The organism is Dolichospermum sp. FACHB-1250 (assembly GCF_014696335.1).
GTDB lineage: Bacteria > Cyanobacteriota > Cyanobacteriia > Cyanobacteriales > Nostocaceae > Dolichospermum > Dolichospermum planctonicum.
On the sequence record NZ_JACJPZ010000024.1, the window covers coordinates 25340 to 37131 of the forward strand.

Below are 11792 nucleotides of genomic sequence, written 5' to 3' on the forward strand. Positions count from 1 at the left end.
CACCATCACTCCGTGGTAACAAGCATAGTGGCTGAAAATTTGGCAAACAACAATTCAGTCACGGTTATGCCGCTATCGGTATATCAAACCTATAGAAAATCCTTAAAAGTAATTGTCTTATCCAGACAATCATAGCAATATTAAATCCATAATGCTATGGCCAGCACCACGCCCCAAAATCCCACCCTCGCCAAAATCATCAATTTTGGGAGCAATTAATCTATCGCTTTGGGCTAAAGTGTGTAAGTCTACTGAGGGATAATTGAAGTAGAAAGTAAAGTCTAGTTTTGTCTAGGTTTTATATAGCAGATCACAGTCAGGAATGCAGTACAAGGCATGAAGTGTGAAGTAGAAAAAATGACCCAGGCAAAAGCCCAACAACAGGCTTTTGCCCGCAATTTATAGACTTCATCATTCCCGATTTACATTTTAGCACAAAGCCTAAGTCCAGGCTACACCACCCAAGCTATTAGCAAGTTTAACCAGGTTGACAAAGGTAAAGGCATGACTAACGACAAATATATGGAATCCGCCTTTCTATTACCCGACTTAATTGAAATCCAGCGTTCTAGTTTTCGCTGGTTTCTAGAAGAAGGACTAATAGAAGAACTGAACTCCTTTAGTCCAATTACAGACTACACTGGCAAACTAGAACTCCACTTTTTAGGAAATAATTACAAACTCAAAGAGCCTAAATACAGCGTCGAAGAATCTAAGCGTAGAGATAGCACTTATGCAGTGCAGATGTATGTTCCTACCCGTCTATTGAACAAAGAAACAGGAGACATCAAAGAACAAGAAGTATTTATTGGCGATTTGCCCTTGATGACAGACAGAGGCACGTTTATTATCAACGGAGCAGAGCGGGTAATAGTCAATCAAATTGTGCGATCGCCTGGAGTTTACTATAAATCAGAAATAGATAAAAACGGACGACGGACTTATTCTGCCAGCTTAATACCTAACCGGGGCGCGTGGCTCAAATTTGAAACAGATCGTAACGACCTAGTTTGGGTACGGATAGACAAAACCCGGAAATTATCAGCCCAGGTACTTCTGAAAGCACTAGGACTATCAGATAATGAAATATTTGATGCCCTGCGCCATCCAGAATACTTCCAAAAAACCATAGAAAAAGAAGGGCAATTTTCCGAAGAAGAAGCTCTAATGGAATTATATCGGAAACTTCGCCCCGGTGAACCGCCCACAGTTTTAGGTGGACAACAACTTTTAGACTCCCGCTTCTTTGATCCTAAACGCTATGATCTGGGGAAGGTTGGTCGTTATAAACTTAATAAAAAACTCCGCCTTTCCGCCCCTGATACCATGCGAGTCCTCACCCCTGGGGACATTTTAGCCGCCATTGACTACCTAATTAACCTAGAATTTGATATTGGTAGTATAGATGATATTGACCACCTGGGAAATCGCCGAGTCAGAAGCGTGGGTGAATTACTGCAAAACCAAGTCAGAGTCGGTTTAAATCGTTTAGAAAGAATTATTCGAGAACGGATGACAGTATCCGATGCTGAAGTTCTCACCCCCGCATCCCTGGTTAACCCCAAACCCTTAGTAGCAGCCATTAAAGAGTTCTTTGGTTCCAGCCAACTAAGTCAGTTCATGGACCAAACCAACCCCCTAGCAGAATTAACCCATAAACGCCGCCTCAGTGCCTTGGGACCTGGGGGTTTAACTAGAGAAAGAGCCGGGTTTGCAGTCAGAGACATCCACCCTAGCCACTACGGACGGATTTGTCCCATTGAAACACCAGAAGGACCAAATGCCGGACTAATTGGTTCGTTGGCTACCCATGCCCGCGTCAATCTCTATGGTTTTTTAGAAACACCCTTTAGACCCGTGGAAAACGGTAAAGTTCTTTTTGACCTTCCTCCTGTCTATATGACAGCAGATGAAGAAGATGATTTGCGGACAGCAACAGGGGATATTCCTCTAGATGAAAATGGTTATATTAAAGGACCTCAAGTACCTGTTCGCTATCGCCAAGACTGGACAACCACAGAACCTGAACAAGTAGATTATGTAGCGGTTTCTCCTGTGCAGATTGTCTCAGTTGCTACTAGCATGATTCCTTTTTTGGAACATGATGATGCTAACCGGGCATTGATGGGTTCTAATATGCAGCGCCAGGCTGTACCGCTGTTGAAGCCAGAACGCCCCTTGGTAGGAACCGGTCTGGAGGCACAAGCAGCGAGAGATTCTGGGATGGTGATAGTTTCCCGTACAGACGGGGAAGTGGTGTATGTAGATGCCACGGAAATTCGTGTCCGGGTCAGTAGTGAATGGTCAGTGATTAGTGGTCAGTCCTCATTGGCAGAAAAACGGGTGACGGATGATGAGGATTTCAGTACAGATAAGGTTCAAGAGATTAGATACAATCTGTCTAAATACCAACGTTCTAACCAAGATACTTGTTTAAACCAAAAGCCCTTGGTGAGAATTGGGGAGAAAGTAGTGGCTGGTCAGGTATTGGCCGATGGTTCTTCTACAGAAGGGGGAGAACTGGCCTTAGGACAAAATATTGTTGTAGCTTATATGCCTTGGGAGGGCTACAACTATGAAGACGCGATTCTCATTTCTGAGCGTTTGGTACAAGAAGATATCTATACTTCTATCCACATTGAGAAGTATGAAATTGAAGCTAGACAAACTAAACTCGGACCAGAGGAAATTACTAGGGAAATTCCTAACGTCGGTGAAGATGCCCTGAGACAATTGGATGAGCAGGGTATTATCCGCATTGGGGCTTGGGTAGATGCTGGTGATATTTTGGTCGGTAAAGTGACTCCTAAAGGAGAATCAGACCAACCACCAGAAGAGAAGCTGCTGCGGGCTATCTTCGGTGAAAAAGCTCGTGATGTCCGTGATAATTCACTGCGTGTACCTAATGGCGAGAAAGGTCGGGTAGTTGACGTGCGGCTGTTTACCCGAGAACAAGGTGATGAATTGCCACCAGGGGCGAACATGGTAGTACGGGTTTATGTCGCTCAAAAGCGCAAAATCCAAGTTGGGGACAAGATGGCTGGAAGACACGGTAATAAAGGTATTATTTCCCGAATTCTGCCAGCGGAAGATATGCCTTTTTTAGCAGATGGTTCCCCTGTAGATATTGTTCTCAATCCCTTGGGTGTACCTAGCCGGATGAACGTGGGTCAGGTGTTTGAGTGCCTTTTAGGTTGGGCTGGGCATAATCTAGGCGTGCGGTTTAAAGTCACTCCTTTCGATGAGATGTATGGAGAAGAGACCTCTCGGCGTTTAGTGCATGGCAAGCTCCAGGAGGCTAGGGAAGAAACAGGTAGAGATTGGGTATATAACCCAGAAAATTGCGGCAAAATCATGGTTTATGATGGTCGCACCGGCGAACCCTTTGACCGTGCCGTTACAGTCGGGGTAGCGTATATGCTTAAACTTGTGCATTTGGTTGATGACAAGATTCACGCTCGCTCTACCGGACCCTATTCTCTGGTTACCCAACAACCTTTAGGTGGTAAAGCCCAGCAAGGTGGACAAAGATTTGGAGAAATGGAAGTTTGGGCTTTGGAAGCCTTTGGGGCTGCTTATACCTTGCAAGAGTTATTGACAGTGAAATCTGATGATATGCAAGGACGTAATGAAGCTCTAAATGCCATCGTCAAAGGTAAAGCTATTCCTCGTCCAGGTACTCCTGAGTCCTTTAAAGTGTTGATGCGGGAGTTGCAGTCTTTGGGTTTAGATATTGCAGTTCATAAAGTGGAAACTCAAGCTGATGGTAGTTCTTTGGATGTAGAGGTGGACTTGATGGCGGATTTGGCACCGCGACGTACACCTTCTAGACCAGTTTATGAGTCGCTTTCCTATGAGTCCTTGGAGGATGATGATTAAGCGGAGTGCGGGGTGCGGGGTGTGGGGTGTGGGGTGTGGGGTGTGGGGTGCGGAGTGCGGGGTGTGGAGTGCGGGGTGCGGGGTGGAAAAGGGTTTTTCAATTTACTCTCGATTTTGAAAACGCGCTCCTTGCAAAATAACGAATCTGGGATCTAAGTAGATAAACAGAAAAAACCGACATAAGTAAAGAAAAGTAAAATTGCCCAAAACCTCTTCCCTGTCCCCGTGGCGTAGCACCTGTCCCCGTGGCGTAGCACCTGTCACCTCTTCCCTGTCCCCGTGGCGTAGCACCTGTCACCTGTCACCTATTCCCTACCTTTTAATCTCAAATCCAATATCTAAAATCAAATCCAATATCTAAAATTATGAGACCTCCTCAATCTAATCAATTTGATTACGTGAAAATTGGTATCGCTTCACCAGAGCGGATTCGCAAGTGGGGTGAACGAACCTTACCCAATGGACAGATAGTTGGTGAAGTGACGAAACCAGAAACTATTAACTACCGGACTCTGAAGCCGGAAATGGATGGTTTGTTTTGTGAACGTATTTTTGGACCTGCTAAGGACTGGGAATGTCATTGTGGTAAGTATAAGCGTGTTCGCCATAGAGGTATAGTCTGCGAGCGCTGTGGTGTAGAAGTTACTGAATCCCGTGTTCGTCGTCACAGGATGGGCTTTATTAAGTTGGCTGCTCCTGTGGCTCATGTTTGGTATCTCAAGGGTATTCCTAGTTATATTGCTATTCTCTTGGATATGCCTTTGCGAGATGTGGAGCAAATTGTTTATTTCAATTCTTACTGTGTGTTGCGTCCGGGTAATGCGGATACTTTGAGTTATAAGCAACTCTTGAGTGAGGATCAATGGCTGGAGATTGAGGATGCTATTTATAGTGAAGATTCTCAATTGGAAGGTGTGGAGGTGGGTATTGGTGCGGAGGCACTATTACGGCTTTTAGCGGATATTAATTTGGAGCAGGAGGCGGAGTCTCTACGGGAGGAAATTACTAACGCGAAGGGACAAAAGCGGGCGAAGTTAATTAAACGTTTGCGGGTAATTGATAATTTTATCGCTACTGGTTCTAAGCCGGAGTGGATGGTTTTAGAGGTGATTCCGGTGATTCCTCCAGATTTACGCCCTATGGTGCAATTAGATGGGGGTAGGTTTGCTACTAGTGATTTGAATGATTTGTACCGTCGGGTGATTAATCGTAATAATCGTTTGTCGAGACTTCAGGAAATATTAGCACCTGAGATTATTGTCCGTAATGAGAAGCGGATGTTACAGGAGGCTGTTGACGCTTTGATTGATAATGGTCGTCGTGGCAGGACTGTGGTGGGTGCTAATAATCGTCCTCTGAAGTCTTTGTCAGATATTATTGAGGGTAAGCAAGGTCGGTTTAGACAAAACCTGTTGGGTAAACGGGTGGACTATTCTGGACGTTCTGTGATTGTGGTTGGACCTAAGTTGAAGATCCACCAATGCGGTTTACCCAGAGAAATGGCCATTGAGTTGTTTCAGCCGTTTGTGATTAATCGCTTGATTCGTTCGGGTATGGTGAATAATATTAAGGCGGCGAAAAAGTTGATTGCTCGCAATGACCCCTGTATTTGGGAGGTGTTGCAGGAGGTGATTGAGGGACATCCGGTGATGTTAAACCGAGCGCCGACGTTGCACCGGTTGGGGATTCAAGCTTTTGAACCGATTTTGGTAGAAGGTAGGGCTATTCAGTTACATCCTTTGGTTTGTCCGGCTTTTAATGCTGATTTTGATGGGGACCAAATGGCGGTTCATGTGCCTCTGTCTTTGGAAAGTCAAGCGGAGGCGCGGTTGTTGATGTTGGCTTGTAATAATATTTTGTCTCCTGCTACGGGTAGGCCTATTGTTACGCCTAGTCAAGATATGGTATTAGGGGCGTATTATTTGACTGCGGAAAATCCCCAGGCTACTAAGGGGGCGGGAAAATATTTTTCTTCTTTGGATGATGTGATTATGGCTTATGAAGCTAAACAGGTGGATCTTCATGCCTATATCTATGTGCGTTTTGATGGGGAGGTTGATTCAGGTGAACCAGATACTGAACCTTTAGAGGTGATAGAAGATAAGGATGATTTGGGTAAGGTGAGGGGCAGGACTTTAAGGTATAAGTTCCGTCGGGTTCGTGAGGATGCTCAAGGGAATTTAATTTCTCAATACGTTTATACGACTCCTGGACGCGCTATTTATAACAAGGCGATTCAGGAAGCGATAGATGCTTGAGGGGTGCGGGGTTTTTTAATTTACTCTCGATTTTGAAAGTCCGCTTTTTGCCAAATCAGGAATTGGTTGGTGGTTGGTGGTTGGTGTTTAAAACTTTGTAAGGGCGAACGGCTGTTCGCCCCTACTAACAACAGATAAAGGATAAATCTATGACGACTAAAGCGGTTTTTCGCAATCTTGTGGTTAATAAGGGTAAACTGAGAGATTTGATTTCTTGGGCGTTTATTCACTATGGAACGGCGCGGACGGCGGTGATGGCGGATAAGCTCAAGGATTTGGGTTTCCGCTATGCGACTAAGGCGGGGGTGTCTATTAGTGTGGATGATTTGATGATTCCTCCTTCTAAGAAAGAGTTGTTGGAGGCGGCGGAAAGGGAAATTCTGGCGACGGAGGAACGTTATCAACGGGGAGAAATTACTGAGGTGGAACGTTTCCAAAAGGTGATTGATACTTGGAATAGTACGTCGGAGTCTTTGAAGGATGAAGTTGTTACTCATTTTAAGAAGACTAATCCGCTTAACTCTGTTTATATGATGGCTTTTTCAGGGGCGCGGGGGAATATTTCTCAGGTGCGGCAATTAGTAGGGATGCGGGGACTAATGGCGGATCCTCAGGGGGAAATTATTGATTTACCTATTAAGACTAATTTCCGTGAGGGGTTGACTGTTACGGAGTATATTATTTCTAGTTATGGGGCGCGGAAGGGTCTGGTAGATACGGCGCTGCGGACGGCGGATTCTGGTTATTTGACTCGTCGGTTGGTGGATGTTTCTCAGGATGTGATTGTCCGGGAAATTGATTGTGGGACTACTAAGGGTTTGGCTGTGCGGGCTATGACGGAGGGTAGTAAGGTTTTAATTAAGTTGGCTTCACGGTTGATGGGTCGGGTGGTGGCTGAGGATGTGGTTGACCCGGTGAGTGGTGAGGTGATTGCGGTGCGGAATACTCCTATTGATGATGATTTGGCGATCGCTATTCAAAAGGCGGGGGTGAAGGAGGTGATTGTCCGCAGTCCTTTGACTTGTGAAGCTGCTCGTTCTGTTTGTCAACATTGTTATGGTTGGAGTCTGGCTCACGCGAAGATGGTGGATCTGGGTGAGGCTGTGGGGATTATTGCGGCTCAGAGTATTGGTGAGCCGGGTACTCAGTTGACGATGCGGACTTTCCACACTGGTGGGGTGTTTACTGGTGAGGTGGCTCAACAGGTGCGTTCTCAGGTGGGGGGGACGGTGAAGATTCCCCGGAAGTTAAAAACTCGTCCTTATCGTACTCGTCATGGTGAAGATGCTTTGTATGTGGAAGCTGATGGAATTTTGATGATTGAGGGGGATAAGAAACTAGGTAATACCCAAAGTCAAGAAATAGCGGTTACTCAAGGTTCTACTCTATATATTCATGATGGTCAGCAGGTGTTGGCGGGTCATTTAGTGGCGGAGGTGGCTCTGGGTGGTAAAACGACGAGAACCAATACGGAGAAGGCTGTTAAGGATGTAGCTACGGATTTGGCTGGTGAGGTGAGATTTGCGGAGGTGGTGGCGGAACAAAAGGTAGACCGTCAAGGTAATACTACTACTACTGCTTCTAGGGGTGGGTTGATTTGGGTTCTGTCTGGGGATGTTTATAATTTGCCGCCGGGGGCGGAGTTGGTGGTGAAAAATGGTGATGCGATTGCTACTAATGGAGTTTTGGCGGAAACTAAGCTGACTACTATTCATGGTGGTGTGGTTCGTTTACCGGAAATAGCACCGGAGAAGGCGACTAGGGAAATTGAGATTATTACGGCTTCTGTGGTTTTGGATCAGGCTGCGGTGACGGTTCAAAGTTCCCAAGGACGTAATAGCTATTTAATTACGACTACTAATAACCAGGAGTTTAATCTGCGGGCTACGCCGGGGACTAAGGTTCAGAATGGTCAGGTGGTGGCGGAATTGATTGATGATCGTTACCGGACTACTACGGGCGGTTTTTTGAAGTTTGCTGGTATTGAGGTGCAGAAGAAGGGTAAGGCGAAGCTAGGTTATGAGGTGGTGCAGGGGGGAACGCTGCTATGGATACCTGAGGAAACCCATGAGGTAAATAAGGATATTTCTCTGCTGTTGGTGGAAGATGGTCAGTTTGTAGAACCTGGTACGGAAGTAGTTAAGGATATTTTTTGTCAGACGGGTGGTGTAATTGAGATTACTCAAAAGAATGATATTCTCCGGGAGGTTGTGATTAAACCGGGTGAGTTGTTGATGGTGGATGATCCAGAAACGGCGATCGCTCATGATAATACTTTCTTACAAGCGGGGGAAGAATTACAGGGTATGATTGCTACAGAATTGCGTTATATCCAATATGTAGAAAGCCCGGAAGGACCGGCGTTGTTGAGCCGTCCGGTGGTGGAGTTTGCTGTACCAACGACTCCAGATGTACCTTCTACTACTTCCATTAGTCAACACACGGGGCGCTCTATTCAATTGAGGGCGGTACAACGGATTCCTTATAAGGATTCGGAGCGGGTGAAGTCTGTGGAGGGTGTGGAGTTGCTGCGGACGCAGATAGTGTTAGAAATTGAACAGGCAACGGAAACGGAACACGGTACTTCTCCTTTGGCGGCGGATATTGAGTTAATTCCTGATGGGGAAGATGAGGAAATACAGCGTTTGCAGTTGGTGATTTTGGAGTCTTTGGTGATGCGTCGAGATATTGCGGCGGATACTACTCAAGGCAGTACCCAAACTAATTTGGAGGTTGAGGATGGTGAGACTATTGCTCCGGGTGCGGTTGTAGCTCGGACTAAGATTTTGTGTAAGGAGGGGGGAGTTGTCCGGGGTGTGCAGCAGAGTGCGGAAACTGTGCGGCGTTGTTTGGTGTTGCGAGAGGAGGATTTAATTACTATCAGTACCAATGAGTTACCTAGGGTGAAGGTTGGAGATTTGGTAGTTGAGGGTGGCGAGATAGTGACCGGGGTAAGGGCTATAGAATCTGGACAAGTTGTAGAAGTGGTCAGTAGCAAGACAACTGAGGATGGACAATTAACAAAGGACGGTTCAGCTTACACTATTACTCTTCGCGTTGGTCGTCCTTACCGAGTTAGTCCAGGAGCGGTATTACAGGTAGAGAATGGGGATTTGGTGCAACGGGGGGATAATTTGGTGTTGTTGGTGTTTGAACGGGCGAAGACTGGGGATATTATCCAGGGTTTACCCCGGATTGAGGAACTTTTGGAAGCTCGTAAACCTAAGGAAGCTTGTATTTTAGCCCGTCGTCCGGGGGAGGTGAAGGTGATTTATGGGGATGGTGATGAGGTAACGTCTATTTCCCGTGAGGCTTATTCTATAAAAATTATGGAAAGTAATGGGACGGTGACGGATTACCCTCTTGGACCTGGACAAAATTTGATTGTTCCTGATGGGGCGCAGGTGGTGGCGGGTCAACCTTTAACGGATGGCCCTTCTAATCCCCATGAGATTTTAGAACTGTTTTTTAGTTTGGGGTCGGAGGACGGTGTTTATACCTGTGCTAGTCTGGCTCTGCAAAAGGTACAAACGTTTTTGGTGAATGAGGTACAGATGGTGTATCAGTCTCAAGGGATTGAGATTGCGGATAAACACATTGAGGTAATTGTGCGCCAGATGACGAATAAGGTGCGGATTGATGACGGTGGGGATACAATCATGTTACCTGGTGAGTTGGTGGAACTACGACAGGTGGAACAGGTGAATGAGGCGATGGCGATTACTGGTGGTGCAAAGGCACAATATACACCGATGTTGTTGGGGATTACTAAGGCATCTCTAAATACTGATAGTTTTATTTCTGCTGCTTCTTTCCAGGAAACTACAAGGGTATTAACGGAGGCGGCTATTGAGGGTAAGTCTGATTGGCTGCGGGGTTTGAAGGAAAATGTGATTATTGGGCGGTTGATTCCTGCGGGTACTGGTTATAACACTTTTGAGGAAGCGGGAGCGATTGACGATTATGTAATGGATATGGGTTTTGGTGGATCTGGGGATGGGATTTTAGATGAGGTTGATGATTCTTTGGATATGGTTTTAGATGACCGTACGGCTAAACTCTATAATTTGGATAGTCAAGGAATGGGAGAAGGGGGCTTTGGTGGTAACTTTTTTGGTAGTGGGGAACGTTTGATTTTAGATGATGATGATGATTTGATTGCTGATGAAATTAATGATTTGGTTATAGAAGATGATGATGCGGATGATGATGATTTTGATGATGATTTTGAGGAAAACGATGAGGAATAAAATCTAGTAAACTGTAGGGTGTGTTAGCGACTCTTAACACACCTTATCAGGTTGTTCGATTTGAAGTAGATAAACTAAATAGATTTTCTATTCTCTCTACTTAAGAACCAAAATTAGCTAAATTATGATTGTGATCAATAACTTTTAAATTCATTTATGACAACGGAAATCAAAATACCAACTTTAGCCAGCCTTGAATATTATGCTTATATTGATGAAGATGGTGAATTAATAACGGACTTTCAAGGAAAAATTGGAGTTTATGCTATTTTTAATGAAGATAAAAAACTGGAATTTATTGGCTATTCCCGTGATATTTATCTGAGTTTAAAGCAGCATTTAGTCCGTCAATCTGAGAACTGTTATTGGGTGAAGGTGCAAACTATAGAACGTCCTAATCGCACAATTTTAGAAAATATTGAAAATGCTTGGATTGCTGAAAATAAGGCTACTTTTATTACTGAAACTTTATGTAAACAAAAATGGACTAGTTCTATAGATGTCAAGGAATTAATGACACCAGAGGAACAGGACAATTACCAGAATATAGCTATTGATGAGGTGGGAAAAGGTAAGGTTTTGAAAAGTGTAGCGCGGCGTGTTGAAGAGGAAATTTTGGCAAATCTAAAAGCACGGGGAGTGAAAACACAAATTCGTTTTAATCCTAAGTTAAAGGAAGTAGGATTGTTGGATTTAAAGTGAGTGGGGTGAAGGGATGTTTTTGATGTCTATAATGCGAGTCTATATAATCTAAAATCTAAAGTCTAAAATTTTATTGGGGACTGAAAACACAAATTCGTTTTAATCTTAAGTTAAAGGATGTTTTTAATGTCTATAATGCGAGTCTATACAGTACTTCCCGGTGTTATGAGGTATATACAGCAAGTAGCTTTGAGTGAGGTACACTTTGTGCGGGCAAGATGCCCGCACCACAAGAGTTTTATGATTCAACTTTGTATTTCATAAGAGCGGGAACTGCTGTATTTAGCGGGCAAGATGCCGGCACCACAAGAGTTTTATTATTAATATCTGTATTTCATAAGAGCGGGAACTGCTGTATCTAGGGGGCAAGATGCCGGCACTACAAGAGTTTTATGATTCAACTTTGTATTTCATAAGAGCGGGAACTGCTGTATCTAGGGGGCAAGATGCCGGCACTACAAGAGTTTTATTATTAATATCTGTATTTCATAAGAGCGGGAACTGCTGTATCTAGGGGGCAAGATGCCGGCACTACAAGAGTTTTATGATTAATATCTGTATTTCATAAGAGCGGGAACTGCTGTATCTAGGGGGCAAGATGCCGGCACTACAAGAGTTTTATGATTAATATCTGTATTTCATAAGAGCGGGAACTGCTGTATCTAGGGGGCAAGATGCCGGCACTACAAGAGTTTTATGATTA

At 44.6% G+C, this 11792-nt stretch carries 4 protein-coding genes; all 4 read left to right on the forward strand.

All coding sequences use genetic code 11. From position 1 onward, the window contains the following. Positions 1 to 504 precede the first annotated feature (504 nt). The 4 genes from rpoB to H6F39_RS10600 all read left to right on the forward strand — a co-directional run bounded on the left by rpoB (position 505) and on the right by H6F39_RS10600 (position 11089). Positions 505 to 3879, forward strand: coding sequence for a DNA-directed RNA polymerase subunit beta (gene rpoB / locus H6F39_RS10585; RefSeq protein ID WP_137908067.1), 3375 nt, complete (start codon positions 505 to 507; stop codon positions 3877 to 3879). Positions 3880 to 4244: 365 nt separating this feature from the next. Further along, on the forward strand, positions 4245 to 6137 hold the full coding sequence (locus H6F39_RS10590) for a DNA-directed RNA polymerase subunit gamma (protein ID WP_190371427.1): 1893 nt from the start codon (positions 4245 to 4247) through the stop codon (positions 6135 to 6137). A gap of 149 nt (positions 6138 to 6286) precedes the next feature. Beyond that, positions 6287 to 10387, forward strand: coding sequence for a DNA-directed RNA polymerase subunit beta'' (locus H6F39_RS10595; RefSeq protein WP_190396672.1), 4101 nt, complete (start codon positions 6287 to 6289; stop codon positions 10385 to 10387). 156 nt (positions 10388 to 10543) lie between these two features. Then, positions 10544 to 11089, forward strand: coding sequence for a GIY-YIG nuclease family protein (locus tag H6F39_RS10600; protein WP_190396673.1), 546 nt, complete (start codon positions 10544 to 10546; stop codon positions 11087 to 11089). Positions 11090 to 11792 lie beyond the last annotated feature (703 nt).

Bases quoted from the DNA above. Each gene is read 5' to 3' on its own strand.
- rpoB (WP_137908067.1), top strand. From the start codon at position 505: ATGACTAACGACAAATATATGGAATCCGCCTTTCTATTACCCGACTTA.
- H6F39_RS10590 (WP_190371427.1), top strand. From the start codon at position 4,245: ATGAGACCTCCTCAATCTAATCAATTTGATTACGTGAAAATTGGTATC.
- H6F39_RS10595 (WP_190396672.1), top strand. From the start codon at position 6,287: ATGACGACTAAAGCGGTTTTTCGCAATCTTGTGGTTAATAAGGGTAAA.
- H6F39_RS10600 (WP_190396673.1), top strand. From the start codon at position 10,544: ATGACAACGGAAATCAAAATACCAACTTTAGCCAGCCTTGAATATTAT.